The organism is Pseudomonas sp. 24 E 13, assembly GCF_900004715.1.
Taxonomy (GTDB): Bacteria; Pseudomonadota; Gammaproteobacteria; order Pseudomonadales; family Pseudomonadaceae; genus Aquipseudomonas; species Aquipseudomonas orientalis_A.
The window spans coordinates 38,679-64,880 of the sequence record NZ_CVTO01000106.1 but is presented as its reverse complement, the minus strand read 5'-3'; the positions used below and the strand labels follow the sequence as shown (position 1 = coordinate 64,880).

Genomic DNA, 26,202 nt, shown 5'->3' with positions numbered 1-26,202 from the left:
CCCCGCCAGCACAAACCGCTCGCTGGCCTGCAACGGCACGCTGAACAGCGCATGCAGCATCAGGCCCGGTACACACCACGCCACGATCTGCAGGTTGCTGGCGGCCAGGTTCGTGGCGCCGGCGGCCAGCCCAGGGCCGAGCACCTGCACCAGCCAGGGCGCCAACAACATCAGCAACAGGCTGGTGAGCAGGGCGATCAGCATCAATGCCGGGAACAGCACCGCCAGCCAGTCCAGGCGTTCGCTGTCCCGGCGTTGCAGATACAGCGGCAACGCGGCGGCACTCAATACGCCACCGGCCAGCGACATGCGCAGCGCCTCGGGCAGGAACAAGGCGATCAGGAACGCATCACTGCGCTCGCCCGCGCCCCAGGCAGCCACCAGCAACCACTCGCGCGCAAACCCCAGGCACAGACCCAACAGGGTCGCCACGGTCAGCCATACGGCGGAGCCGAGCATCAGGGCCGCGCGCCATCAAGCATCGGCTTTTGATACAGCACCGCCTTGACCTGGGGCAGGCGCGCCGGGAACAAGCGGCGCGCCTCCAGCACGTTAATCCCCACCATCAGCCAGAACAGCGCCACCATCACCACGGCAAAGCTGAAGTAGTGGTCAAACAAACCGCTGACCAGCGCCGACAGAATCCCGGCCGTGCTGCCCAGCCACAGCGCATTGTCCTTGGTCAGGCGGATCGGGCCTTTTTCCGGCCGGGCCTCACGCCACCAGCGCACGGTGACCGCGATAAACAACAGCATGCCGACCACGCCGGTCTTGTAGATGAAGTTCAGCCACAGGTTGGAGATGCCCAGCAAGTGCGTGTCCGGTACCGGCGGGTCGACTTTGAAACCGATGCCGAACGGGTACGCCGCCACGGCCTGCGGGAACATGCGGTACTCGTCGAAGCGCACTTCGGTACTGGCGTTGCTCGACGAGAAAATCGTCGCCAGGCGCTCCTGCAACGGCGGATACGCCATGACCAGCGCCACGGTCAGTGCCGCGCCGATCATCAGCAAGCGTCCGGTGTAGGGCACGCGCCGGCCGGCCAGCCATATCAGCACCAGCGCCAGGCTGACCATCGCCCCCCGGCTGCTGGCCAGCAGCAGCGCCGCCGCCCCCAGGCACGCCACGGCCAGGCCCAGCGCGCGTTTCCAACCCTGTTCGGTCATGCCGAAGCAGAAGGCCAGGGGCAGCAGCAGCGCCATGATCCCGCCGATGGCATTCGGGTGCATCCACGGCGAGCCCATGCGCGACGACATGGCTTCCAGGCCGAATTTCAACATGTCGAAGTTGCCGTAATTGAGCAGCGCCAGGATCGGCGCAATCCCCGCCCCGGAGCGCGTGCGCACGAACACCGCGATCGACATCACCAGCATCGCCAGGGTGCCCAGCAGCAGGGCGATCACCAGGCTTTCGCGGCGCTTGTAGTCCACCAGCAACTTGGCCGTGAGAAACACCCCCGACAGATTCAGCAACCAGCGCAGCCAGTTGGCCACGCCGCTGCTTTCGGCATGGATGCTGACCTGGCCGACAATGAACGGGAACACGCTGAACAGCATCAGCCACAACAGCGCCTGGTCGGTGGGGCGGCGGGCCAGGCGCGGCGCATCCGGCAGGCGTGACAGAAAACTGTGCCACAGCACCGCGCCCCAGGTCAGCGCAAGAATCGCTTCGCACACCGTACTGCGGATGCCCAGGTTAAGCGTGGAGTAGGGCATGAAGGTCGCCACCAGGGCGAACAGCAACAAGCCCCAGAAGGGAAAGCGCAGGATGGTCACGGCCGCCGCCAGGCCAATCACGGCGAGAAACGCCTTGGCCGGTGACAGCTCCAGGGCGATTACGCCAAACAGCACGCCGAGGAGGATGGCGACGAGGCTTGCCAGGGAGAGTCTCATTTCAGTTCCTCGATCAGTTCGGCCAGGCGCTGACGATAGGCGTGTTGATTGAAACGTGCGGCCCATTGGCGATGGTCTTCGGGTGTGCCTTCATCACCGCGCTCACCCAGGCTCAGCATCAGTTGCACCAGGGCAGGGCCGTCGGTGGGCGAAAAGCGCGGTGCCGCCGGCGGGGTGATTTCGTCGAGCGAGGTGCCGCTGGCCACGGCCACGGGGGTGCCGACGCTCAGCGCTTCAATCACCGGTAAACCGAAACCCTCGGCGTAGGACGGTTGCCACACACGTGACGCCTGGCGGTACAGCCCGTGCAGCTCGGCATCAGAGACGCCACTCAGCGCATGAATGCCCGCCAGCGTGCGTTGGGCTTCGGGCAAATGCTCCAGGCTGCCCACCAGCACCAGTTCCGGCACGTTGACGGACAGGCGCCGCGCCTGTTGCCAGGCGTCCACCAGGAACGGCACGTTCTTGCGCAATTCACGGGTGCCCACCAGCAGCCAGAAGCCCTTGGGCAATGGGCGCGCCGACAGGTCCGCCGCCGGTTCGTTGAAACCGTTCACCTGATTGGGCAGCACGCGAATCTTGCCCGCCGCCTGGGGAAACAACCGCGCAGTTTCGTCGGCGCTGTACTGGGAGGGTGTCCACACCCGGTCGGCGCTACGCACGGCATAGGCAATCGACAGGCGATCGGTGGTCTTGTACACCAATGCCTTCAGGCGATTGGCGTGGTAGTTGTCCAGGGTGATCTGGAACAGGTCGTGCAGCAGCACCACGGTTCGCAATCCCTTGGGCCTGGGCGGCAACGGCAGGCCCATATTGAAGGTGCTGATGTACAGGTCGATGTGCTGTTCGCGCAGGGCGCGGGGTAAAAAACCGGCTTCGAAGCGCAGGCGATTGTGCGGCTGGTGCATCGCCGTTTTCGCGCAGCCCCAGGCCGGGCAGTGCGCCTGCAACCGCGTTTCATCGCCCAGGGGCGCCACGGTAAAGCGCTCCAGTTCCAGGTCCGGCACGCTGCGCAGGGCGCTTTCCAGCGCATACACCTGGCGGCTGATGCCCGATTGCGGGGAGGTGCCGACGGTGCGGTAATCCAGGCCTACACGCATGCGGGCTCCTTTTGATTGAGCGGCGACAGGGTGGCGTACACCTGCTCCAGTTGGCTGGCGGCAACGCTCCAGTCGTGGGCCCGTCGCACATAGGCGCGGCCGGCTTCACCCATGGGCGCGGCGGTTTCGGGCGACTGCAATAGGCGCACCACGGCGTCCGCCAGGCCGGCGGCGGTTTGCCCGCCGAGGTAATCCAGGCCGTCCACCAGGTCCAGGCCCGACACCCCCTGTTCGGTGCTGGCCAGGGGCAGGCCGGCTGCCAGCGCTTCGAGCACCTTGAGCTTGGAACCACCGCCATGGCGCAACGGCGCGAGAAACACCGAACAGGTCGATTGCAGGCTCAACAGGTTTGGCACAAAGCCTTGCCATTCGATGCGCGGGTCCTGCCAGCGTTCGCGCCAACTGGCGGGCATGCCGAAGCCGCACACACTCATGCGCGCGTCGGGGCAGTGTTCCCAGACTTTGGGCAGGATTTCATCCAGAGCCCATTCGATGGCATCCACATTGGGCGCGTACTCATAGTTGCCCAGGAACAGCACGCGGCGGGTCGACGGGTCAGGGCGGGCAGCGGCGAAGTGATCGCAGTCCACGCCATTGACCACCACCGGCACCGGTTTGCCGGCGATTTTTTCCAGCACCTGCGCATCGCTGTCGGTGACCGCCACTACCTGGGTGGCCTGGCGCATCACGCGACGCTCCCAGCGCGTGTAGCGCCATTGGTCATAGCGAATAAATGGCAGCGCCCAACGTGGCAGGCGGTCGTAGGTGGCCGCGCCAAGGGCCGACTCGACGTTGTGTTCGGTCAGCACGAAGGGTTGGGATTTACGCACCAGCGCATTTTCGTAAGGCTGGAAGGTGTAGCTGTGCTCGACCTGCACCACGTCCCAATGTTCGTTGAGCAGTTGGTTGAACCGGTCCTGCAACGCTCCCGACAGGCCGTTGACGCTGGCCAGCAACGGGTAAGGCGCAAACAGCCCGGCCGCCAGGGTTTTCACGCTGCGCAGCGGGCGGCGCGGCAGGATGATCAATTGCTCGAGAAACGCCTCCAGCACCTGGCGATCGGCCAGCGACACCGGCTGCTTGTCGTGCAGCAGCAAGGTGATTCGGTGCCCACGTGCGGCCAGGCTGCGCAGCAAGTGGAACTGGCGCGTCTTGCCGCCGCTGGTGGCGGGCCAGGGCGAGTAGGGCAGGATCCATAAAATGCGCATGGCGGGCTTCAATCCCATAACAGAATTTGCAGGTTCGACTTGACCGGGACAGTCAACCCGTCGGTGCCGCTCACCGGTGTCTGGGTGCCGCGCAACGGGTCATACAGCGTGGCGCTGGCGAGGTTCGGCAAGTGCGCGTTGCCGCCACCGGCCGACCAGAAAAACCACAACTTGCGCCCATCGGCGCGGGTCCAGCCGATGCTGAACAGGCCGTCGGGCAGTTGGTCGGCGGTGGGCGGGTCGCCGGGGGTCAATTGCGGGCCACTGACGTCGAGGAAATTTTTCAACGCGGTGTAGACCGGCTTGGGCTTGGCGTCGATATCGAGCAAGCCGTAGGCGCGGTCGCGCACGCTGGCGCGCTGATCCAGGTCGTTCAGGGTAAACAGGAAAATCTTGTCGAAATCCAGCGCGCTCATCAGCGCCAGGCGGCGTATCACATAATCGGCCTGGCCCTGTTGGCTGATGATGTCCTGGGCTTCCTTGGGCCCGAGGTAGTTCGACCAGCCCCACTCGGTGCTCCACAGGGTTTTCACGCCGCTGTTCCTCAGCTTCTGGTTGAGCGCGGTGGTCTTGGCCACGAAGTCGAGGTTGGCCGGGTCGTTGCCCTCGGGCAGTTGCGTGTACGGGTGGTAGGACATGACGGTGTTCAGGCTCGGCACGCCGAGGGCATCGAGCGCGTCGAGCATGGTCTGGCCGTTGGGCATTTCGCTGAAAAACGCCATGCCGGCGGCCACCACCGGTTTGTTCGGGGCGACGGCGCGCAGTGCGGCGGCGGTGGTGCGCAGCAGCTGGGCATAACCGTCCGGGTCCGCCGCCGGGCGCCAGAAGCCCAGCAGGTTCGGCTCGTTCCACACCTGCCAGGCGTCGACGCTGGGGTAGCGCTGGGCCAACAGCGCCATGCGCAGCGCAAACACATTCGGGTCTCGCGGCGGGTACTGGTCCTGATACGGCGCACCCGCCGGCGCGGAGGTGATAAACGGCGCCGAGCCGACCAGGTAAAACACCGACTTGAGCTGGTTGTCTTTAAGCTTGGTCACCAACTGGTCCAGGGTCGCCACCTGGTATTGGTCGGCGACGGGTTCCAGCTGGTCCCAATGCAGGTCCAGGCGCACCCATTCCAGGCCCAGGTCCTTGAGGCGGTCGATCTGCAACTGGTAGCGCTCGGGGCTGAACCACAGGAACTGCGCGTTCACGCCGAGGAAGTCCTTCCACACCACCACCTTGTTGCCTTTGAGCACGTGGTTCTCGGCATCGGCCGGGCGCCCCCAGATAAAGGCGGTCAGACCCAGGACGACGACCAGCGCAAGGGTGGCGAAATACGTCCGTTTACGCGCCATACGGGGCTCCCGCAATTGCCTGTTCGAAAAGCTGCTTGAAGTGCTGCGCCGTCAGCGGCCATAAGCGTTCGCGGCCGATGGCCCCGGCGCGTTCGGCCCAGTCCCGGGCCAGGGTCGGTGTACGGGCCAGGCGCAACAACTGCTCGCCCAGCGCGGCCACATCGCCTTCGGGATAGATCGCGCCGTTACCGCTGGCGACTTCCTCGGCAAACGCCCGCGCATCGGAGGTAATCGCTCCACGCCCACACGCGGCGGCCCAGGACAGCGCGCCACTGGTGCCGCGCTGGCGGCCGAGCAGGCCGAGTTTTTTCGATTCGCGATACGGCAGCACCATCACATGGTGGGCCTGGATCGTCTGGGCAATGTCGTCAGCCGGCAGGTTCAGCCGCCAATCGATGACGCCTGCCAGGCCGAGGTCGGCGATCTGGCGGTTCAACTGCTCCAGGTAATTACCGCCCGCGCCAAACGCCATTTCGGCGGCAGTGCCACCGGCCAGGGTCAGGCGCACACGGTCACGCAATTGTGGGGCTTGCTTGAAGACGGCGGCCAGGGCCTGCAACAAGTCTTCAATGCCTTTGCCACGGTAGATAAAGCCGAAATACAGCAGGTGCAGCGTGTCCAGCGGCGGCAGGGCCACGGCTGGAATCAACAGGTTGGCGTGATGGATAACCGCCACCTTACCGGCTGGCAGTTGCATGCGCTGGCTGAGGCAATCGGCGCCCAGGCGCGTCAGGGTGATCAGCCGCGTCAGGCCCCGCGCGACCTGGCGTTCTTCACGCAGGGTCAGCGGGTCTGCCAGCACCACTGCCGCCTGCGGCAACGGGCTGGGCAGGCGCTCCAGCAGGTTGAGCGGGAAGGGCAGGTGCTCGCGCCGCCACACGATGCGCTCGGGGTCATGCACGGTGGCCGTCAGCGGCAGGTCCGGGTAGGCCTTGCGCAACTCGCGCAAGGCCAGGAACTCTCCCAGGCGCCCGCCGCCCAGCTCGGCGTGGACCAGGTCCACGCTGCGCCAGTCGAACGCGGCAACCGCCTGCCTGATCGCCGCGCTCGAGCCTTCCACGCCGCTCAACGGTGTCAGCACCGTCACGCCCAGTTGCTCCAATGCCGTCTTGAAATGGTTCGCATAGTCGGCGATCCCGTTTTTTTCCGGCGGCAAGGGGGCAAGCAGGGCGATGCGCATCAGAACGCCCCCCGGTATTTGCCGATGGTGCGCAGCACCTTGGCTGGCACTTCGAACTTGCGGCGGTTGATGATGATGCCATCGACTTTGCCGAACGCCGTGTTGAGGATCGACAGCGCGTGCTCCACCACCGGCACCGTGCTCTTGCGGGCTTCGACCACCAGCGCGATCAGGTCGGCGCGCAGCAGGTTGACGAAGGCATCGCGGTTGTCCAGCAGCGCCGAGGCGTCCAGCAGCACCACTTCGCCTGGCGCCGCAGGATCAGCGCCGCCGATGCGCACGGTGATGCCGTTTTCCAGGAGCAGTTGACGCAGTTGCTCCACCACGAAGGTCACCCCTTCACCGTGGCGCGCCGAGGTCAGCCCAAGGGTCAGGCCGCGTTCGGCCACGCGGTCCAGCTGCAGCAGGCCGTACAACCGGTAAATGCTCGCATTGAACGCATTGGTGCCTTGCGCGGTGCTGGTGTCCAGCTCCGGCAACGTGGTCCACAGCGGCAGGCCGAACTTGCGTTCCACCAGGCCGCCATCGTGAATGCGCTGGTCGAGCAGGTAGCACAGGTAGACCACCAGCAGGCCGACGACGATGGCGAACGGGATCGCCAGCAACAGCATCAGCAGGGTTTTGGGGAAGATGCGGCCCGGGTTCAGGGTGGCTTCCTCGATCACCGCGATGTTGCTGATCTGGCTGTTATCCAACTCACGGTCGATGCGCGATTTCTCCAGGTTGTCCACGTACAGCGCGTAGTTGCGCTCGGTGGCGCCCAGCTCACGGGACAGGCGCGCCAGTTCCGGTTCAATCTCCAGCGCTTCCTTGCGTTGCGCCTCGAGGTTGACCAGTTGCTTCTGCTGTTGCACCAGCTGGGTACGCAGCGCCAGGTTGTTGCTGGACTCGTCGAGCAGCACACGCTGCAAGTGGATTTCCAGGGTGTTCGGTGCGCGGTTTTCCGAACTTTGCACGGTGTTGCTTTCACTCGCGACCTGGACCCGCATCGCCTGAATCGACGCATCCAGGGCTTTGACCGGCGGCGCGTTATCGGTGTAGGTGCGCATCATGTCGGCTTTTTCCAGCAGCTTCTGGTTGAGCAGACGACGCAAATCCTGCTGCTGCGGGTTCAGCGCAATCTGGCGAACCGTGGTCACTTCCTTGGGTTGGGTCTTGAGCTGGGTGCGCGTGCTCGCAATGGCGCTGTCGGACGAAGCGATCAAGCGCGTGGTGTTGAAGGTTTCACCGCGCAACACGTTGATGCGCTCGGACAAATCCTCCAGGCGATCGGTGATGCTCGCCGCGCCGATGCGGTTCAATTGGGCAAGGATCTGCTCCTTGTAGCTCTTGATCTCGGTGGCGCTGTTGGACACCTGGCCTTCATAGAAGACGTACAGGCTCTTGCGCCCCAGGGCCTGGGTGCGTTCGTTGATGTAGATCTCGACCCAACTCTTGACCACCGCCTGGGCGATTTGCGGGTCGCTCCACTTGAAGCTGATGTCCATCACCGTGGAGCCGGCCGCGTGGCTGACTTCGAAGTTCTTCTCCAGGCCTGCGGCGAGGCGCTCCACCGGCGTGGTCCGTTCAATCACGCCCACGGTTTCCAACACCACGCGCACCCCATCGAACACTGCGCCGATGCCGTTTTTGACGTAGTACTTGGTGCGTTGCCAGACGCCTTCGGGCGGCGGCATTTTGTCGATGACTTCCAGGTAATGCTCGGCCACCGCCCGTACGATCGGGCGCCCGGTGAGCAGGCGTTCCTCATCGACGATCGGGTCGCGCTGGGTGCTGGGCATCACCAGCGCCTGGCGATTGCTGATCTCGATCGGCAGCGTCGAATCACGCCCCGGCTTGACCAGCAGGCGCGCGGTGGATTCGAACTTGGCCGGCAGCAGGAACGCCCCCAGCAGGATGATCACCAGCGCCGCGATGGCCGCCAGCTTGAACTCATGCCGGAAGATGAAGAACAGGCGCAGAAGATCGCGAAAAGAACGGATCTCGATCATGGGATGTCGCTCCTTTAGTTACTGCCGCCGCTGGTTCGGGTGTAGTTGTAGCCAACCCCGATCGACTTGGTGAATGGGATCAGTTGGTTCAGGTAGGTATCCACGCCCTGGATGCGCTCGCCCACATTGGATTTGGGCACGAACACCACGTCACCGCGTTGCAGGGGCACTTGTTTGCGCCCGTTGGGGCCGGTCTTGAGGTATTGGCTGAAGTCCAGGAAGTAGGCGCGATAGACGCCCTGGGTATCTTCGCGCAGCAGCGCGACCATGCTCGCATTGCCCGCCGGGTTCACCCCGCCCGCGCCGATAATGGCTTGCTCCAGGGTGTTGGCCACTGCGATCGACACCGAGGTCGGGTTGTTCACCGCGCCGCCGACAATGATCGAATTGGCCGGCGCCTGGTTGATGTTCACCGTCACCCGCGGCTCGCGATACACCGGCGTGAGCTTGTTGGTCAACTCGTTCGCCACTTCCGTCGGCGTGCGCCGGGCCACCTGGATCGGACCCAGGAACGGGTAGTTGATCTTGCCGTCGCTTTGCACCGTGTACAGCGTCAGCTCGTAGATCGTACTGACGTTGAACGCCGACAGCGTCGGCATTTCCCCGGCATCGCGCACGATACGCAACTGATCGCCGATGCGGATGCGTTCCACCGCAGGCGGCAGTTGGGCAAGCTGGTCGAGCGCGCGCTTGCCGTCCTCGACCGTCTTGTCGTCGGGCGCAACGATGCGCGCGGGCGTATTGCAGGCGGCCAGGGCCATCATGGCCAGGACGAGCAGGGTTCGTTTCATCAAATAGGACTTCCTGTAGGTCATGATGCTCACCTCCAATAACCGGGGAACATGCTGATGCGCCGCTTGAGGGCGAGGGGTAGCCGGCGCTCCTGCTGGCCCAGCCGATAGCCGAGCAATTTGAACGCGCTGCGCACCAGCACTTCGGGTACGCGGTGCCAGGCACCGGCTGCGCGCAATGCCGCGAGTTCAGCCAGTACATAGCGTTTACCTTCACCGCCGGCATCGCCAAAGGCCTGGCGTATCCACGGTTCGCGACCGTAGAACACGCCAATGTCGAAGTAGCGGTGAAACTCGTCCATGAGTCGGTAATCGTGGGAGTGGTACACCTGCGCGGAGGCCGCGTAGCGCACGGTGTAACCTTCGATCAGCAGGCGTGCCGCGACGTAGGCGTCTTCGCTGCCGATCACATCGGCGGGGAAGCCGCCCACGGCCTGCAGGGCGCTGCGCCGGTAGACGGAAAACGAATCGGAGCTGAAACAGGTCTTGATTCCCAGTTCCGGCGCATCGGCCAGGCGCTTGCTGCGGCTTTGGGCCGGGTAATTGAAGTGACGCGACTGCGCGCCCAGCACACCGGCATCCGGATGCGGCAACTGGCGCCCGTAGGCCACGCCGTTGAGCGGGTCCTGCTGCAATTCCGCGAGCAGGTTGGCGAAGGTTTCCGGGGTGGCGGGGATGGCGTCCTGGGTCATCACGATCAGGGCGTCACCGCTGACTTGCTCGCTGGCCCAGCGCCGTGTGCCGCCATGATTGAAGGTGCGCGCGTCGATCACCTCGACCCGCGCACCGTAGTCGCGAAAGCGCGCCACGGTGTCATCGCTGGAGGCGCTGTCGACCACCAGCATGTCGTCCGGCTGCAGGGTTTGCATCTTCAGTGCAGGCAGCAGCCGCGCCAGGTGGCTGGAGGCGTTACGGGTCGGGATGATCAACGAAGTGCGCATGTCATTTCTTCACGTCGGCAGGCGCACGCCCGTAGATGTCATCGAACCGCACGATGTCGTCTTCGCCCAGGTACTCGCCGCTCTGCACCTCGATCATCACCAGGTCGATGATGCCGGGGTTGGTCAGGCGGTGTTTGTGCCCGGCCGGTATGTAGGTGGATTCGTTGGCGTTGATCAGGAATTCGCGTTCGCCATTGGTGATCTGCGCCGCGCCGCTGACCACCACCCAGTGCTCGCTGCGGTGGTGGTGCATTTGCAGCGACAACGACGCCTGGGGCTTGACCACGATGCGCTTGATCTTGAAGCGGCTGCTTTCCTCCAGCACCGTGTAGGTGCCCCACGGCCGGGTGACGGTGCGGTGCAGGCTGAAGGCCGGATGGTTCTGGCGCTTGAGCTCGGCCACGATGTAGCGCACGTCCTGGCTGCGGTTGGCATCGGCGATCAGCAGGGCGTCGGGGGTGTCGACGATGATCAGGTCACGCACGCCGACCGCACCGAGTACGCGCTTGGGCGAGTCGATGTAGCAGTTGTGCACGTCATGCAGGATCGCTTCGCCATTGACCTGGTTGCCCTGGGCATCGCTGGGGGTGAGCTGGCGCAGGGCTTCCCAGGAACCGATATCGCTCCAGCCGATGTCGCACGGCACCACGGCCACTTGCTGTGACTTCTCCATCAGCGCCACATCGATGGAGATGTCCGGTGCACTGGCGAAGGCGTCGCTGTCCAGTTCGCGCTGGCGCGAGGTTTTGTTCTGCAGGTGCTGACTGTGCTCGAGGGCGGCACGTGCGGCGCTCAGCACGTCGGGCGCGTGGGTGTTCAGTTCATCCACCAGGGTGCTGGCCTTGAAGCAGAACATGCCGGCATTCCACAGGTGCTTGCCGCCGTCGAGGTAGGCTTGGGCGGTGGCCAGGTCGGGTTTTTCGACAAAGCGCTTGACCCGGTTGCCCAGGCTCAGCGCTTCGCCTTGTTCGATATAGCCGAAGCCGGTTTCCGGGTGGTCGGGCTGGATGCCGAAGGTCACCAGATAGCCGGCTTCGGCCAGTTCGCGGGCCTGGGTCACCGCCTCGGCGAACGCGCTTTCATCGAGCACCAGGTGGTCGGCGGGCATCACCAGCAGTTGCGCCTCGCCACCGAAATGTTCCTGCACATGCAGCGCCGCCACGGCGATGGCCGCAGCGGTATTGCGCCCGAACGGTTCGAGCAGCAGGTCCAGGGGCAGGTGGGCCTTGTTGACGCTGCGGTAGTCGTCCAGGGTGCGAAACAGCAGGTCGCGGTTGGTCACCGTGAGCACGCTTTCCACACCGGGCAGGCGGGCGGCGCGCTGGAAGGTTTTCTGCAGCAGGCTCTGGCCGTCGCGCATGCGCATGAACGGCTTGGGCATGTTCTGCCGGGACACCGGCCACAAGCGGGTGCCCGAACCACCGGAAATGATGCAGGGAATCAATCCGTTGAGTGTATTCATCAATAGACTTCCTTGGTGGAAAGGACGGCCGGGACCGTCATGAAAACGATGTACAAGTCAAACCACACCGACCATTTGGAGATGTACTCCAGGTCGTACTCGACGCGTTTCTGGATTTTGAACAGGGTATCGGTTTCGCCCCGGTAGCCGTTGATCTGCGCCCAGCCGGTAATGCCCGGCTTGACCCGGTGCCGCGAGCTGTATTCGCTGACCGCCACCTCAAAGGCAACGCCTGCCGCCTTGGTTGCGGTGGCGTGGGGGCGCGGGCCGACCATGGACATGTTGCCCAGCAGTACGTTGAACAATTGCGGCAGCTCGTCGATGCTGGTTTTGCGGATGATGCGCCCGACCCGGGTGATGCGCGGGTCCTGACGGGTGGTCTGGCGCTCGGCGGTAAAGTCGCTTTGGTCGGTGAACATCGAGCGGAACTTGAACACACGGATTTCATTATCGTTGTAGCCGTAGCGGTTCTGGCGAAAAAGAATCGGACCCTTGGAATCGAGCTTGATGGCGATCGCCGTCAGCAGCATCACCGGCGACAGCACCACCAGGGCGACGCTGGCCAGCAGCAAGTCTTCGCAGCGCTTGATAACGGGCGACCAGCCGCGCAGCGGTAACTGCGAAGTATTGAACATCAGGATGCCGCCCACATCGGTAATGCGGCTGTGGCCGTAGCGCAGGGCGGCCATGTCCGGCACCAGCATGACGTTCACCGACATCTGTCGCAGGCGGTTGACCAACCCGTGAATACGCTGCTCGGCGGCCCACGGCAGGCAGATCATCACTTGGTTGACTTGCTCGGCGCGGATCAGCTTTTCCAGGTCGCGGGTATTGCCCAGCAAAGGCAGACTGCTGAGTTCCTTGGGAATGCGTTCGGTGCGGTCGTCGATAAAGCCGATCAGGCCGGAGCGGATATCGCCATTGCGTTGCAGGTGGTCGGCGACATGTATGGCGGTATCGGTGAAGCCCAGAATCACCGTGCGCTGCAGGAATTTGCCCTTGCGCATCAGGCTGCGGTACAGGCGCAGCATCAGCAGACGCTCCAGGCAGAACAGCGCGAGGCTGGCGAAATACCAGGCCACCAGGTTGCGTGGGGTCAACTGTGGGAAGAATTGCAGGATCTGGTACATGAACAGCAGGATGCAGAACGCCGCCGACCATGCCACGATTTTCGCGCGCAGGCGCAAGCGGTTGCTGAACAGCTCTTCGGAATAGATCCCCAAGGCCTGGAACAGAATGATCGTCAACACCGCGAAAAACAGCAACAGCCCGAGGAAGTGCGAGCGCATCTCGGGGTCCATCGGGTCGAGGACAAACGCCAGGAACAACGGTGGAAAAATGGCGCTCAGTCCGTGGCCCAACTTGACAAAAACAATAAAAAACTCAACGAACCCGGCCCGGGTCAGGAACAAGCTGACGACAGATGACTTCTCGCGCATACCAACATCCCTCATTGCATACCAGGTTCTTTGCGCGACTGATGGACCCAGTCGCCCGCGAGTTACATCTGGTTAAAACACAACCGTTCATTCACGTGGAGGCATCCAAATGAATGTAATTTGGCGGAGGAAGTGGCTGAAAGAGTTTCTATTCTGGCGCAGTCAATAAATTGACCATAAGGCGAGGATGGTATTTTATGCATCCTGATTGGTCCTTTGTATGACATTACTTTGACGTTCCTTGTGCTTAGTATTCGGGATAGCACTGTGATTTTGAGTGTAGGAACAAATGTCAGAATTTTCCTGTCCGTCAGGAAAGCTTTTTTTTGACGGGAGGGGGAAATGGGGACGCCGAGGGGCGGCTGCATCAGGCAGTCACCCTCGGAGAAAGGGAGGAGTCAGAAGGTGCCTTGAATGCAGTGAGCATTTCACCCACCGCCGAATCCAGGCATTGGAATGCGGACCCTGTGGGAGGGGGCTTGCCCCCGATGACGGAGTGTCAGCAGTGGATGTATCAACTGACCCACCGCCATCGGGGGCAAGCCCCCTCCCACATTTAACGGTGTTGCCTGCCCCACTATCGAACGCCGTCAGCCATGCATCTCAGCCACCGCCGCCGAATCCAGGCACTGAAACGCGGACACTGTGGGAGGGGGCTTGCCCCCGATGACGGAGTGTCAGCAGTGGATGTCTCAGCTGACCCACCGCCATTGGGGGCAAGCCCCCTCCCACATTTCACGGCGCTGCCGTCGCCACCATTGAGCGCCGTCAGCCATGCATCTCAACCACCGCCGCCGAATCCAGGCATTGGAATGCGGACACTGTGGGAGGGGGCTTGCCCCCGATGACTGAGTGTCAGCAGTGGATGTATCAACTGACCCACCACCATCGGGGGCAAGCCCCCTCCCACATTTCACGGCGCTGCCGTCGCCACCATTGAGCGCCGTCAGCCATGCATCTCAACCACCGCCGCCGAATCCAGGCATTGAAACGCGGACACTGTGGGAGGGGGCTTGCCCCCGATGACGGGGTGTCAGCAGCGGATGTCTCAGCTGACCCACCGCCCGGGGGCAAGCCCTCTCTCACATTGGGTCCTTCATGGGCCAGTGGGAACTCAGCTGCCAGCTCAACCCAGGCGCGCGGCCGCCCGCGCGACAATCTCTGCACGCACTCTGCGCGATTCTGCCGTGCGCTTGTTGGCTTCTTCCAGTACGTGCGTGGGCGCTGTATCCGGGCGGCCCGAGTCGAACGGTGGGGCCGGTGCGTATTCGATTTGCAATTGCACCAGTTGCGCCGCCGCTTCGCTGTACAACTCCGCCGCCAGGGTCAGCGCAAAGTCGATGCCGGCGGTGATTCCGCCCCCGGTAAACAGGTTGCCGTCACGCACCACGCGCGCTTGCACGGGGATGGCGCCCAGTGGCGCAAGCAGGTCGTGGTAGGCCCAGTGGGTGGTGGCCTTGCGGCCGCGCAGCAAACCCGCCGCGCCCAGTACCAGCGAGCCGGTGCACACCGAGGTTATATAGCGCACGGTTTGTGCCTGGGCCTTGAGGAAGTCCAGGGTGCCTGGGTCTTCCATCAGTGCGCCCACACCCGAGCCGCCGGGCACGCACAGTACGTCGAGTTTCGGGCAGTCGGCGTAGGTCATGGTCGGCGTAAACACCAGGCCGGTGCTGGAGGTGACCGGTGCCAGGTCCTGCCACACCAAATGCAGCTTCACGTCCGGCAGTGAGCCGAGCACGTCGTAGGGGCCGGTCAGGTCCAGTTGCTGGATGCCGGGAAATAGCAGAAAGCCGATGTGCAAGGTCATGGATGACGCTCCGATAAAGAGGGTGGACGACTTCACTGTAGAGGCCTAGGCTTTGGCGCACACGCCATTAAGCCCACAGATCTCGCCAAACTATGCCCAGAGTTATTCATGTCCTCGCTTTCGATAATGCCCAGGTACTCGACGTCACCGGGCCTTTGCAGGTGTTTGCGTCGGCCAATGACCTGGCCCGCCAGCGCGGTCTGCCGTTGCCCTATGCGGTAAATGTGATCGCTGACCAGGCCAAACCGGTGGTGACGTCTGCGGGCCTGGCGCTGTTGGCCGATCCGCTGCCCGCCGTCGATCAGGCGTGCGACACGCTGGTGATCGCCGGCGGCTGGGGCGTGTACGGCGCCGCCGAAGACCCGGCGCTGGTGCACTGGGTGCGGGAAAAGTCGCGGCACACCCGGCGCATGGCCTCGGTCTGCACCGGCGCTTTTCTGCTGGCCGCCAGTGGCTTGCTCGACGGTTGCCGCGTGGCCACTCACTGGACGCGCTGTGAAGAACTGGCGCGCAAGTTTCCCGCGCTGACGGTGGAGTCCAATCCGATTTTTATCCGGCAAGGCGCGCTGTGGACCTCGGCCGGCGTGACCGCCGGTATCGATCTGTGCCTGGCCCTGGTGGAGGAGGACCTGGGGCGCGCGGTCGCCCTGGAAGTGGCGCGGCACCTGGTGGTGTTCCTCAAACGTCCCGGCGGGCAGTCGCAATTCAGCGTGACGTTATCCCTGCAACAGCGCGACAGCCGCTTTGCCGAGTTGCACGCCTGGATCGGCGAAAATCTCACGCTGGATTTGAGTATTTCCACCCTGGCCGCCCAGGCCGGCATGAGCGAGCGCAGCTTTGTGCGCCACTACCGCGCCGAAACCGGCCAGACCCCGGCGCGGGCGGTGGAGCTGCTGCGTGTTGAAAGTGCGCGCCGGCAATTGGCCGACAGCAGCACCTCGATCAAGCGCATCGCCGTGCAGTGCGGGTTCGGCTGTGAAGAGACCCTGCGGCGCAGTTTCCTGCGGGCCCTGTCGGTGACGCCCCAGGCCTACCGCGAGCGATTTTCACCGCTGTAGCAATTCCAGCAGCGCTGCCAGGGTGGCCTGTGGCGCTTCCTGGGGAATATTGTGGCCCACGCCGGGCAACACGTGCCGTCGATAAAAACCGCTGAAATGCTCGATATCGTCGTCCTCTGCCGGTGGCGGCCCCACGCCGTCATCGGCACCGCACAGGGAAATGCTCGGCACCGAAATCGGCGGTTGTTGCGCCAGTGCCTGCTCGATGAACGCCAGCGCCGGGTCGCCCGGCGCGTACTGGAAGCGATGGCGGTAGGAATGGATCACCACCTCGACAAAGTCCGGGTTGTCGAACGATGGCGCGGTCTGCCCGTACAGGCTCGGCCCGCGCGTCCAGGACGGCGACCACAACGACCACAACAGCTCGCACAGTTCCCGCCGGTTGGCGGTCAGACCATCCACGCCGCGCTGGGTGTGAAAGTAATACTGGTACCACAAGCGATGTTCTGTCTCTGGTGCTCGCGGCTTGAGTGACTGGGCGATGTCCTGGATGTTGTAGCCATCGCCGGTCACCAACCCGCGAACCCGAATCGGCCACAGCGCCGCGACGATACACGCGGCCCGCCCGCCCCAGTCATAACCGGCCAGGGTGGCGCAGGGGATGGACAGCGCATCCATGAAGTCCAGCAAGTCCTTGCCCAACGCCGCCTGCTGACCGGAACGCATGACCTGTTCGTTGATAAACCGCGTCGGGCCATAACCGCGCAGGTAGGGCACCAACACGCGGTAACCCTGTTCGGCCAGGCCCGGCGCGATCTCGTCGTAGCCGCGAGGGTCGTAGGGGAAACCGTGCAGCAGGATCACCGGCTCACCGTCGAGCGGGCCGTGGGTTTCATAGGCAACATCGAGCATGGACGTGCGCACGTAGAGCAACGGGGCGAGGGTGGTCATGATCGGCTCCTAAGCAGGGGGAGAATCAGGGTTGCCATACCGTTTTCGCACCACTGAGTTTACGGTCCAGAAACGTCGCCGCACTGATCAGCGCCAAATGGCTCAATGCCTGGGGCGTGTTCCCCAGGTGCCGGGCCTGGCTGTCGAACTCTTCAGCGTAAAGCCCGAGCGGGTTGGCATAGCGCAGCAGTTGCTCGAACTCCAGGTGGGCTTTTTCCACCTGGCCGGCGCGTGCCAGGCATTCGACGTACCAGAACGAACACGCGGCAAACGCGCCTTCAGTGCCTTGCAACCCATCGATCTGGCTGTCGTCGTTGCGGTAACGATAGACCATGCCATCGCGCACCAGGCTTTTCTGGATCGCCTCCAGGGTCGACAGCCAGCGTGGATCGGTGGCGGCAACAAAGCGCACTAGCGGCATCAACAGCATCGAGCCGTCGAGGGCGGTACTGCCGATGTGTTGCACGAAATGCCCACGTTCTTCGTTCCAGAAGTTGCTCCAGATATCGGCATAGATCGCCTGGCGGGTCTGGTCCCAACGCGCGAAGGGTGCCGGTAACGAGCGCTTGGAGGCCAGGCGGATCGCGCGGTCCACGGCCACCCAGCACATCAGGCGCGAGTGCAGGAAGTGATGCTGCTCGCCACGCATTTCCCAGATGCCGACGTCTTGCTGATTCCAGATTTCGCAGACTTGATCGACCACTTCAACGGTGTGCTTCCAGCCTTCGTGGGAGATGGCCTCGCCGTATTTATTGACCAGGTACACCGCGTCCATCAGTTCGCCGTAGATATCCAGTTGCACCTGGTCGAACGCTTCATTGCCCACGCGCACCGGCTGCGCGCCACCATGGCCGCTGAGGTGATCCAGGGTGGTTTCCGGCAACTCCTGGCGGCCATCGATGCCGTACAGGATGTTGATCTTGGTCGGCTGGCCGCAGCAGTCGCTGACCCGCCCCTTGAGCCAACGCATGTAGGCGTTGGCTTCCTCGACAAAACCCAGGCGCATGAACGCGTAGACGGTAAACGAAGCGTCGCGGATCCAGGTATAGCGGTAGTCCCAATTGCGCTCGCCGCCGGGCGTCTCGGGCAGGCCGAAGGTCGCGGCGGCGATGATTGCGCCGTGTTTGCGCGAGGTCAGCAACTTCAGCGCGAGGGCCGAGCGGTTGACCATTTCACGCCAGCGTCCGCGGTAGTTCGATTGACTGATCCAACTGCGCCAGAACTTCAAAGTGCGTTCCAGGTAGAGGTCGGTGCAGGCGTTCGTCACGCGGGGATCGTCCTGGCCGCCGAGGACGAATTCAGCGCTCTCGTCCTGGGCCAGGGTGAAGCTGGCCGTGGCCACATGTTCGTCGAGGGTCAACGGGTGACTGCCCGCCAGCCGCAGTCCGGGCTGACCGTCTGCGTTGAACAACACGCCTTGATCGACCGCCTTGGCGTGGGTCTTGGCGCGGGCATAGTCATGGCGCACGGCGCAGCGCAGATGGAAGGTCGCCGTGCCGCTGACCACCCGCACGCGGCGGATCAATAATGGGAGATCATCGACCTCTTCGGTGACAGCCAGCAAATCGGTGATTTCCACCACCGCCGCATCGCTCAGCCAACGAGTTTGCAGCACATTGGTGTCGGGCAGGTAGATCTGCTCGCGGCGTGCATTGGGCAGGTCAGGGGTGAGCTGGAAGGTGCCGGCTTCAGGGCTGTCGAGCAACGCGCAGAAGATCGACGGGCTGTCGAATTCCGGCCAGCAGAAAAAATCGATACTGCCCCGGTCATTCACCAAGGCTGCGCTGCGCATGTCGCCGATGATGCCGTGGGCATCGATGGCACTTTGTGGTTCGTTCTTCAAATCAACCATTGCCACGAAACTCCGGATAAAGGCTCATGCCGCCATCGATGAACAGCGTGCTGCCGACCACGTAATCGGACGCGTCGCTGGCCAGCCACACCACCGCATTCGCCACATCTTGCACATCGCCGACGCGGCCATAGGGAATCAACTTGAGCAGCTCCTGTTCGGCGGCGCCTTCAGTGGCTGCACGGTTGATCGCCGTGCGAATCGCCCCCGGCGCAATCCCGTTGATGCGAATGCGCTGCTCGCTGACTTCCTGGGCGAGGGTGCGCATCAGCATCTCCACACCGCCCTTGGACGCTGCGTAATTCACGTGCCCGGCCCAGGGAATCACCTGGTGCACCGAGCTCATGTGGATGATCTTGCCGGCGGCGCGGGACACGCCCTCACGCACGCCCTGGCGGTTGAAAATCCGCACGGCGGCGCGCGCGCAGAGAAATTGGCCGGTGAGGTTGACGCCGATCACGGTGTTCCAGTCCTCAAGGCTCATGTCGACCAGGTTGGCGTCTTTTTGCAGGCCGGAGTTGGCGACGAGAATATCCAGATGGCCGAAGGCGTCGAGGGTCTGGGCGAACAGGCGTTCGACGTCGGCTTCTTTCGACACATCGCCAGCAAGAGCAATGGCTCGGCCGCCGTTGGCATTGATCTGCGCCGCCAGCGCCTCGGCCGGTGCCGCCTGGGAATTGTAGTTAAGCACCACGGCTGCTCCGGCTTCGGCCAGCGCCTTGGCGGCGCCTTCACCGATACCGGAACTGGCGCCGGTGACCAGCGCCACTTGTTGCTGCAAGGAAATCTGCATCACCCACCCGCTGTTTAATGAGAGTCCTTTGTGCTGACTGATGCGGGGCAATGGAAGTTCAGCATGCCACTGCGCGGGACGACGGGGAACAACCAATGGAACTGTGATTTCTGACAGTAGACGCCTCTCCATCCTCAGCTGAACACTACGAGTGTTGGATTGCCCTGGGACGGATACCATGGACACAAGGTGGTGGGTAGGGGTGCTGGCAGGCTCTTGTTGCCTGCTGGCGACCGCGCAGGCCAGCGCTGGAAAAGAGGTTTTCATCGATCAACTGCTGGCGCAAATGACGCTGGAAGAGAAAGCTGGCCAACTGAATATCGTCGGTGTCGATGCGGATAAAGCGGCGCCCGAGACACTTGAACTGATCGCCAATGGCTCGGCCAGCGGGCTGGGTGGCATGCCATCCTGGCAGGTGGGCGTGGCGTTGCAGCGCCAGGCGGTGGAGCGCAGCCGCCTGAAGATACCGTTGTTCGTCGTGCAGGACGTCGTGCATGGCCTGCACACGATCTTTCCGGTAAGCCTGGCGCTTGCCGCGAGTTGGGATATGTCGGCGATCGCTACCGTGGGGAAAGTCAGTGCCCGGGAGGCCAGCGCAGCAGGCATCAATCTGACGTTCAGCCCTGCGGTGGACATCGCCCGTGACCCTCGGTGGGGCAGGGTTTCAGAGGGCTATGGCGAAGACCCTTTCCTGGCCTCGCGCATCGCCGAAACCCTGGTGAAAAGCTATCAGGGCACGGATCTTCGCGGCGCCGACAGCGTGATGTCGGTCGTCAAGCATTTCGCCCTCTATGGCGCGGTGGAGGGCGGTCGGGATTACAACAGTGTCGAGATGAGCACGGCCAGCATGTACCAGTATTATTTCGCGCCCTATCGCGCCGCCGTGGAAGCGGGCGCGGGCGGGGTGATGATTGCTTTCAATGCCGTAGGGGGCGTCCCGTCGATGGCCAACCCCTGGCTGATCAAGCAGGTACTGCGTCAAGAGTGGGGGTTTGAAGGCGTGACGCTGGGCGACTGCGCCGCGATTGGCCAATTGGTCGACCACGGAGTGGCGGCCCGGCCGGCGGAGGCTGCAGGGCTGGCTTTGCGCTCCGGTGTTGACATGGCGTTATGCGACAGTACCTACGTCGACGAACTGCCGGCAGCCGTCAGGTCGGGTGCCGTGAAGGTGGAGGACCTGGACGCTTCGGTACGCCGAGTCCTGGAGATGAAATATGCACTGGGCTTATTCGACGATCCGTATCGCAAGTTGCGGCGCGCGCCGCCGGCACCGATCGAATCGCGACTGCAACGTGAGGCCGCCCGCGACATTGCGCGCAAAACCTTCGTGCTATTGAAAAACGCTCGACACACCCTGCCGCTGAGCAAGCACGGCACCCTCGCCGTGGTGGGGCCCCTGGCGAAAAGCCAGCGGGACCTGTTGGGCAGCTATTGCGGTGATTGCGGCGCGCAACGAGTGGTCAGTATCCATGACGGCATAGCCCGCGCCGTGGCAGGCAAGGCAACCCTGCTCTATGCCAGGGGCGCCAATGTCAGCGACGATAGCTGGTTGATCGCCCGCATGCAGCGCTACCATACGCCGTTGAACAGGGATGCGCGGGCACCGGATGCGCTGCTGGAGGAAGCCGTGGCGATTGCCCGTCGGGCTGACGTCACGGTGGCGGTGGTGGGCGAGCCCTGGAGCTTCAATGACGAGGGAAGCAGTCGCGCGCGAATCGACTTGCCCGACAGCCAGAAACAACTGCTCCTGGAGCTGAAAGCCTTGAGCAAGCCCCTGGTGATTGTCCTGGTGAATGGTCGCCCGTTGGACCTCACAACCGAACACCAGCAAGCCGATGCGCTGCTGGAAACCTGGTACAGCGGCACCGAGGGCGGCAATGCCGTGGCTGATGTGTTATTCGGTGACTACAACCCTGCGGGCAAGCTGCCGATGAGCTTTCCTCGCTCCGTCGGCCAGGTCCCGGTGTATTACAACCACTTGAGCACCGGGCGGCCCTACAACCCTGCTGCGCCCTACAAGTACACCACGCAATATATCGACGAAGAGGCGGGGCCGCTCTTTCCCTTTGGTTACGGTTTGAGCTACACCGATTTCAACCTGTCGAATCTGCAGGTGTCGCGCACCGTATTGCCGCGCGGTCAGCCACTGAAAGTCAGCGTTGCGCTGACCAATACCGGTACACGATCGGGTGAAACGGTGGTGCAGTTATACGTGCGCGATGTGGTGGCTTCGGTCAGTCGACCGGTCAAAGAGCTGAAGGGGTTTGAAAAAGTCATGCTCAAGGCGGGTGAGCGAAAAGTCGTTGATTTTTGGCTGAACGAAGAAGCGTTGAAGTTCTATGATGCTCAGTTGCGTCACGTTGCCGAGTCTGGTGAATTTATCGTACAGGTAGGGCTGGACTCCAGAAATGTGATTGAACAGCGTTTTGTCTTGGGTGAGTAAAGCGATCGAACGTTGAATCGCCCCTGATTTCCCAGGCATTCCCTCACAGCGCCGCGTATGCGTCGCCCATTCAGATGGGGAACATTTCGCGGTTCGCTCTTCATCTGTCACGACCTCCTTCCTACCCGCATTCAGAAGTTTTCAACACGTCTAGGAACCCAATGCCATGGCTTTGCCACACAGCAAATGCCTGCTGGTGCAGACCTGCGCCACGGTTTATTGATCGCTGGCACGGCTGCAGCAGCAAGGCACCGCCCTAAATCAGAACTGGAGCACCACATGTCGGTATCCGCATCCAATCAAGCGTACACCCCATCAACGGACAACTTCGCGCAGCCCTCTGCAGGCGCGCAGGCCAGCCCGGCGGCCAAGGCAGCAGGCGCGGCCGGCCCGAGTTTCGAGCCATCGGCGAGTCAGTCCGGCCCGGTTTTCGATAGCGCAACGCAGTCTTCGAAATCCGCCTTCAATCCAGGCCCACCTCCACGGCCCAATCCTACGCTGCCGGACCCTTACTACGGCAAGCAGAGCAACGAGGTACTGGCTCAGGGGCTGTTGAATAAATACAACGCCTTCAAACCCTGGTACGCACCGACCGTTACGCCTGAGCATCTCAATAACCTGGCAGGTCGGCCCCTGACCGGTAACCCGGAGCGCGATTCGAATATCAGGCTGGCCAGGGAGGTGCTCAAGCGCCCGGGCCTGACGCAAGCCCTGGATCGAAATAGCGGAACCGGTGCTTTGGATCAGTCCCTCTCCAAGGACGACATCAGTAAATTCATTCTTTCGTCCAATCCACTGAAGCTTCAGGACGACAAGCAACTTGCCCAGAATGTCTTGAATAACTTCAACGCGTTGAAAGGGCCGTGGTGGAGCGCCGACAGAAACGCCATCGATGTCAATACGTTTGCAAAGTACGCCTCGCGCCCGCTTTATGGTCATGGGCCAACCGACAGCATCACCCAACTGTCGAGGGAAATCATGAATCGTTCGGAACTCAAGGGCTCGATGGACAACGTTTTCGGGTTCCTGCGCGACGGCAAGATCACCCGAGACGATCTGTATCGGCTGCTGCGCTGAGACCTGGCCCCACTGCATTGCATCGGCTGGTGGATGCCCGGCCGCGCTATCGCCTGTCGGCGATGCGGGAACCATTTGCAAGGATTTACCACGAACAGAGCATCCATGGGTCCTGCCCTTGGATGCCTTCGTCTACTGGAACAGGTAATGGCCTATGAATTCGACATCATTTGAACCTCGCCAGTCTCACTCCCAGTACGCTGTTTCAAGCCTGCCTGCTCCGGCAACTTCGGCACCAAGCCCAGGCAAATCTCAGGCAAAGGGGCTCAACCTTACGTCTTCGCCGAAGTTCAGTTTCAAGGCGCCTACGACCGAAGACTTCGACAGGGGCTCGCGAGCCGCGGAGGACGGGCCGGCGCCCCGGTCCGCGTGGTCATTGCTTGAAACGCTGTGGAGCAAATTTTCACGTCGGCCGTGACGGGCCAGCCTGGTCGGTTACAAACGCTCAAGTTTTACCCGGCGCATGCCCTGGGCTGATAGGAACCATTATTTTTAGGTTGCCACACATCCGATGCTTGTCTGGTGCTGACAGTCGACGCGCGTTCGAAGGCTGAGCACTCCAGGTTCAGTTGATGGAATCTAATAGGGTGGGAATGAACATGACGAACGGGATTAATCCAGGCTCTGGAATACCTTTTATACCGAATCAGGAGCCTGCGTCGGCCAGCGGTGGTTACACGCGACTCAGCGTCGTCGACAAGGCGATCGGTACTCAGCAGCCGCTGGCAACGGACTCAGGTTTTTTCTCGAACAGCTTGATGGTCAATGGCGCCAGTCGGCATTTCGACGGGCAAGGCTTGTATGGCGGTATGTCGAATGTGGGAAACCCCTATACCAGCTCGGATGACCACCTGCTGGCGACAGACCTCAATAGTAACTTTCCCATGCTTGATAAGTTCAAGACAGATGGCCATCTGACCCAGAGTGGGCTGCAAAAAATTGCCGGTGAGGATGTGCACAAAAGCAGCGTCTCCGAACGCACCATCATGTTGGCCAGGGAGATACTCAATCGCCCCAGGCTCAACGAAGCGATTCTGGTGGATGGCGGTAAAATCACGCCTGAAAGCTTGGCCAACGCTTCCGAACGGCTCACCGGTAACACCAGCCCCAATACTCAAAGTGCGGACCCGTTCCATAGTAAGTCCAATGCCCAGGTCGTTACCGCATTCAGGGGGATGTTCGACCAGCTGCGGGATAAATCGGAAGATTTCGTCTGGCCCTTCGATAAGCACCGATTTGTAAAAACAGACACGCTTGTTGAAATGAGCAAGGACCCTGACGAACTGGACAGTAAAGGTAATGTTGTGCGAGACCCCGCCAACGGTTTCCCGAAGAAGAAATACAGCGAACAGTTGGTGTATCTCGCCAAAAATATCGTTGAAAGACCCGGCTTGCTGGACTCGCTGGACAGCTATAAGGCCAATGGCTACGAACTCACGGGAAGCCGTAACAATGATGGCTGGCTGAAGAACTACAGCATCGATCGATGGTTGGAAAACGACAAGAAAGAAAAGGGCAACTGAAGGCGCCGCAGAGGCATGAGCGGGTTGCATGAAGCAAGCCGCTCATACCTGTGAGTTTATACCCGCAGTATCCTCCCACTGATTGCCACCGCCACCAGCAACCCACCGATCAGCAGGAAGGCGGTTGCCACGCTGCTGCCATGGGCAATGAACCCGATCACTGCCGGCCCCGCCAGAATGCCTGCGTACCCCAGTGTGGTAATGGCGGGCACGGCAATGTGTTCCGGCATCACGCTCTGCTTGCCGACAGCGGTATAGAGCACCGGGACGATATTGGAGCAGCCGGCGCCCACCAGCGCGTACCCGAGCAGCGCCATTTCCCAGGCAGGGGAGAGCGTTGCCAGGAACACACCCGCCGCTGCCAGCGTGCCGCCGCCCACGATCACTCGGGTAGCGCCCAGGCGCCGCACAATAATGTCACCGGTCAGGCGCCCGGCGGTCATGGTCAGGGCGAATGCCGCGTAGCCCAGGCCGGCATACGCTGGGTCCAGCCCGCGCTCGTCACTCAGGAACACCGCGCTCCAGTCCAGTACCGCGCCTTCGGCCAGGAAGACGATGAAACACAAGCAGCCGATAAACAGCACCACGCCATGGGGAATGGCAAACGCCGGCCCAGAGCTTTCACTGCCGTAGGGCAGCAAATGCGGCGCAGCCTTGAGCAGCGCCACTACCATGATGACGATCACTACCAGGGTTGCCTGCAGCGGCGACAAGCCCAGCCCCAGCAGGCCGGAGACCCCCGCCGCGCCCACGATGCCGCCCAGGCTGAACAAGCCGTGGAAGCCCGACATCATGGTTTTCCCGCTGGCGCGTTCAACAATCACCGCTTGCAGATTGACGGTCGAATCCACGGTACCCAGGCCTGCGCCAAACAGGAACAACCCCGCCATCAACAGCGGAATCGAACTCACGGTGGCCAGCATCGGCAGCGCCAGGCAGATCATGATCGTGCCGGCGGTCAACACGCGCCGGCAGCCAAAGCGCGACGCCAGCACCCCTGCCACGGGCATCGCGAGAATCGACCCCACCCCCAGGCACAACAACAACAGGCCAAGCGTGCCCTCGTTGAGTTGCGCGCGTGCCTTGGCGTACGGCACCAGCGGCGCCCAGGCCGCGATGCCGAAGCCGGCGATGAAAAAAGCGATACGGGTGGACATTTGCTCCAGCCGCCCGGGAACCACGGGGGCGGAAGTGGGGATGGCAGTCATGAATAATCCTTGGTGTTGCGTTTAACGAACGATGTCCGGCGCGACATCCTTGCACATCAGGCCTCGTCGGGCGAGCCGTGTTCCCCGGGGATCGGCGCGCTGAGTGGAGATACGTCCACGCAAAGGCTGTCGACTGTATGCAGGTGAGTGTTCTGTAATACGCTGTTGCCTTCTTTTCAGTTAACCGACGAGCAGATCGATGAGATTTC

The 26,202-nt window shown here is 62.6% G+C and carries 20 protein-coding genes; 4 read left to right on the top strand and 16 right to left on the bottom strand.

Annotation, left to right across the window (positions count from 1 at the left end):
• The 12 genes from BFP90_RS10090 to BFP90_RS10035 all read right to left on the bottom strand — a co-directional run.
• The coding region (locus BFP90_RS10090) for a lipid II flippase MurJ (protein ID WP_305118397.1) at window positions 1-459 on the bottom strand (459 nt) is incomplete at its 3' end.
• On the bottom strand, window positions 459-1,892 hold the full coding sequence (locus BFP90_RS10085) for an O-antigen ligase family protein (protein WP_065896569.1): 1,434 nt from the start codon (window positions 1,890-1,892) through the stop codon (window positions 459-461). The genes BFP90_RS10085 and BFP90_RS10090, both read right to left, overlap by 1 nt.
• Window positions 1,889-2,992: a glycosyltransferase family 4 protein gene (locus BFP90_RS10080; protein WP_065896568.1), complete on the bottom strand. Its 1,104-nt coding sequence runs from the start codon at window positions 2,990-2,992 to the stop codon at window positions 1,889-1,891. Before BFP90_RS10080 ends, BFP90_RS10085 begins: the two co-directional genes overlap by 4 nt.
• Window positions 2,983-4,200, bottom strand: a complete 1,218-nt coding sequence (locus BFP90_RS10075) for a glycosyltransferase family 4 protein (RefSeq protein ID WP_065896567.1) — start codon at window positions 4,198-4,200, stop codon at window positions 2,983-2,985. The genes BFP90_RS10080 and BFP90_RS10075 overlap by 10 nt, the downstream gene beginning before the upstream one ends.
• Before the next feature lie 8 nt (window positions 4,201-4,208).
• Window positions 4,209-5,537, bottom strand: coding sequence for a cellulase family glycosylhydrolase (locus tag BFP90_RS10070; RefSeq protein WP_065896566.1), 1,329 nt, complete (start codon window positions 5,535-5,537; stop codon window positions 4,209-4,211).
• Entirely contained in the window at window positions 5,527-6,717 is a 1,191-nt protein-coding gene (locus BFP90_RS10065) for a glycosyltransferase (protein WP_065891798.1), read from the bottom strand. Before BFP90_RS10065 ends, BFP90_RS10070 begins: the two co-directional genes overlap by 11 nt.
• Window positions 6,717-8,708, bottom strand: coding sequence for a GumC family protein (locus BFP90_RS10060; protein WP_065891799.1), 1,992 nt, complete (start codon window positions 8,706-8,708; stop codon window positions 6,717-6,719). The genes BFP90_RS10065 and BFP90_RS10060 overlap by 1 nt, the downstream gene beginning before the upstream one ends.
• A gap of 14 nt (window positions 8,709-8,722) precedes the next feature.
• Window positions 8,723-9,499, bottom strand: a complete 777-nt coding sequence (locus BFP90_RS10055) for a polysaccharide biosynthesis/export family protein (RefSeq protein WP_065883162.1) — start codon at window positions 9,497-9,499, stop codon at window positions 8,723-8,725.
• A 29-nt stretch (window positions 9,500-9,528) separates the two neighbouring features.
• On the bottom strand, window positions 9,529-10,440 hold the full coding sequence (locus tag BFP90_RS10050; RefSeq protein ID WP_065891800.1) for a glycosyltransferase family 2 protein: 912 nt from the start codon (window positions 10,438-10,440) through the stop codon (window positions 9,529-9,531).
• Between the two features lies 1 nt (window position 10,441).
• Window positions 10,442-11,902: a mannose-1-phosphate guanylyltransferase/mannose-6-phosphate isomerase gene (locus tag BFP90_RS10045; protein WP_065896565.1), complete on the bottom strand. Its 1,461-nt coding sequence runs from the start codon at window positions 11,900-11,902 to the stop codon at window positions 10,442-10,444.
• Window positions 11,902-13,341: an undecaprenyl-phosphate glucose phosphotransferase gene (locus tag BFP90_RS10040; RefSeq protein WP_065891802.1), complete on the bottom strand. Its 1,440-nt coding sequence runs from the start codon at window positions 13,339-13,341 to the stop codon at window positions 11,902-11,904. Before BFP90_RS10040 ends, BFP90_RS10045 begins: the two co-directional genes overlap by 1 nt.
• Before the next feature lie 1,126 nt (window positions 13,342-14,467).
• The gene (locus tag BFP90_RS10035) at window positions 14,468-15,148 is read right to left on the bottom strand and encodes a DJ-1/PfpI family protein (protein WP_065891804.1); all 681 of its coding nucleotides are present in this window, start codon (window positions 15,146-15,148) and stop codon (window positions 14,468-14,470) included.
• A gap of 92 nt (window positions 15,149-15,240) precedes the next feature.
• Between BFP90_RS10035 and BFP90_RS10030 the strand changes: the two genes are divergently transcribed.
• A complete protein-coding gene (locus tag BFP90_RS10030) occupies window positions 15,241-16,206 on the top strand; it encodes a GlxA family transcriptional regulator (protein WP_065891805.1) in 966 nt (321 codons plus the stop codon).
• On the opposite strand, the gene BFP90_RS10025 is transcribed toward BFP90_RS10030, so the two are convergent.
• The 3 genes from BFP90_RS10025 to BFP90_RS10015 are packed head-to-tail and all read right to left on the bottom strand — an operon-like array spanning window position 16,195 to window position 19,742.
• The gene (locus BFP90_RS10025; protein WP_065891806.1) at window positions 16,195-17,097 is read right to left on the bottom strand and encodes an alpha/beta fold hydrolase; all 903 of its coding nucleotides are present in this window, start codon (window positions 17,095-17,097) and stop codon (window positions 16,195-16,197) included. The two genes, BFP90_RS10030 and BFP90_RS10025, sit on opposite strands and share 12 nt — an antisense overlap.
• Before the next feature lie 25 nt (window positions 17,098-17,122).
• Window positions 17,123-18,949, bottom strand: coding sequence for a glycoside hydrolase family 15 protein (locus BFP90_RS10020; protein WP_065891807.1), 1,827 nt, complete (start codon window positions 18,947-18,949; stop codon window positions 17,123-17,125).
• The gene (locus tag BFP90_RS10015; protein WP_065896564.1) at window positions 18,942-19,742 is read right to left on the bottom strand and encodes a glucose 1-dehydrogenase; all 801 of its coding nucleotides are present in this window, start codon (window positions 19,740-19,742) and stop codon (window positions 18,942-18,944) included. Before BFP90_RS10015 ends, BFP90_RS10020 begins: the two co-directional genes overlap by 8 nt.
• Window positions 19,743-19,920: 178 nt before the next feature.
• Between BFP90_RS10015 and bglX the strand changes: the two genes are divergently transcribed.
• The 3 genes from bglX (at window position 19,921) to BFP90_RS10000 (ending at window position 24,785) form a co-directional block, all read left to right on the top strand.
• Window positions 19,921-22,185 (top strand): beta-glucosidase BglX, encoded by a 2,265-nt coding sequence (gene bglX / locus BFP90_RS10010; RefSeq protein ID WP_065896563.1) that lies wholly within the window; start codon window positions 19,921-19,923, stop codon window positions 22,183-22,185.
• A gap of 279 nt (window positions 22,186-22,464) precedes the next feature.
• On the top strand, window positions 22,465-23,262 hold the full coding sequence (locus BFP90_RS29125; protein ID WP_242522259.1) for a hypothetical protein: 798 nt from the start codon (window positions 22,465-22,467) through the stop codon (window positions 23,260-23,262).
• A gap of 599 nt (window positions 23,263-23,861) precedes the next feature.
• Complete coding sequence (locus tag BFP90_RS10000; protein WP_240997043.1) at window positions 23,862-24,785, top strand: hypothetical protein; 924 nt, start codon at window positions 23,862-23,864, stop codon at window positions 24,783-24,785.
• Between the two features lie 56 nt (window positions 24,786-24,841).
• Here BFP90_RS10000 and BFP90_RS09995 read toward each other — a convergent pair whose 3' ends face one another.
• A complete protein-coding gene (locus tag BFP90_RS09995) occupies window positions 24,842-25,993 on the bottom strand; it encodes an MFS transporter (protein WP_065891810.1) in 1,152 nt (383 codons plus the stop codon).
• Between the last annotated feature and the right edge of the window lie 209 nt (window positions 25,994-26,202).

Coding starts and splice junctions, on each gene's coding strand:
- BFP90_RS10040 (WP_065891802.1), bottom strand. CDS start 13,341: ATGCGCGAGAAGTCATCTGTCGTCAGCTTGTTCCTGACCCGGGCCGGG.
- BFP90_RS09995 (WP_065891810.1), bottom strand. CDS start 25,993: ATGACTGCCATCCCCACTTCCGCCCCCGTGGTTCCCGGGCGGCTGGAG.
- BFP90_RS29125 (WP_242522259.1), top strand. CDS start 22,465: ATGTCGGTATCCGCATCCAATCAAGCGTACACCCCATCAACGGACAAC.
- BFP90_RS10045 (WP_065896565.1), bottom strand. CDS start 11,902: ATGAATACACTCAACGGATTGATTCCCTGCATCATTTCCGGTGGTTCG.
- BFP90_RS10025 (WP_065891806.1), bottom strand. CDS start 17,097: ATGACCACCCTCGCCCCGTTGCTCTACGTGCGCACGTCCATGCTCGAT.
- BFP90_RS10055 (WP_065883162.1), bottom strand. CDS start 9,499: ATGAAACGAACCCTGCTCGTCCTGGCCATGATGGCCCTGGCCGCCTGC.
- BFP90_RS10075 (WP_065896567.1), bottom strand. CDS start 4,200: ATGCGCATTTTATGGATCCTGCCCTACTCGCCCTGGCCCGCCACCAGC.
- BFP90_RS10065 (WP_065891798.1), bottom strand. CDS start 6,717: ATGCGCATCGCCCTGCTTGCCCCCTTGCCGCCGGAAAAAAACGGGATC.
- BFP90_RS10060 (WP_065891799.1), bottom strand. CDS start 8,708: ATGATCGAGATCCGTTCTTTTCGCGATCTTCTGCGCCTGTTCTTCATC.
- BFP90_RS10035 (WP_065891804.1), bottom strand. CDS start 15,148: ATGACCTTGCACATCGGCTTTCTGCTATTTCCCGGCATCCAGCAACTG.
- BFP90_RS10070 (WP_065896566.1), bottom strand. CDS start 5,537: ATGGCGCGTAAACGGACGTATTTCGCCACCCTTGCGCTGGTCGTCGTC.
- BFP90_RS10080 (WP_065896568.1), bottom strand. CDS start 2,992: ATGCGTGTAGGCCTGGATTACCGCACCGTCGGCACCTCCCCGCAATCG.
- BFP90_RS10015 (WP_065896564.1), bottom strand. CDS start 19,742: ATGCAGATTTCCTTGCAGCAACAAGTGGCGCTGGTCACCGGCGCCAGT.
- BFP90_RS10085 (WP_065896569.1), bottom strand. CDS start 1,892: ATGAGACTCTCCCTGGCAAGCCTCGTCGCCATCCTCCTCGGCGTGCTG.
- BFP90_RS10050 (WP_065891800.1), bottom strand. CDS start 10,440: ATGCGCACTTCGTTGATCATCCCGACCCGTAACGCCTCCAGCCACCTG.
- BFP90_RS10000 (WP_240997043.1), top strand. CDS start 23,862: ATGACGAACGGGATTAATCCAGGCTCTGGAATACCTTTTATACCGAAT.
- bglX (WP_065896563.1), top strand. CDS start 19,921: ATGGACACAAGGTGGTGGGTAGGGGTGCTGGCAGGCTCTTGTTGCCTG.
- BFP90_RS10020 (WP_065891807.1), bottom strand. CDS start 18,949: ATGGTTGATTTGAAGAACGAACCACAAAGTGCCATCGATGCCCACGGC.
- BFP90_RS10030 (WP_065891805.1), top strand. CDS start 15,241: ATGCCCAGAGTTATTCATGTCCTCGCTTTCGATAATGCCCAGGTACTC.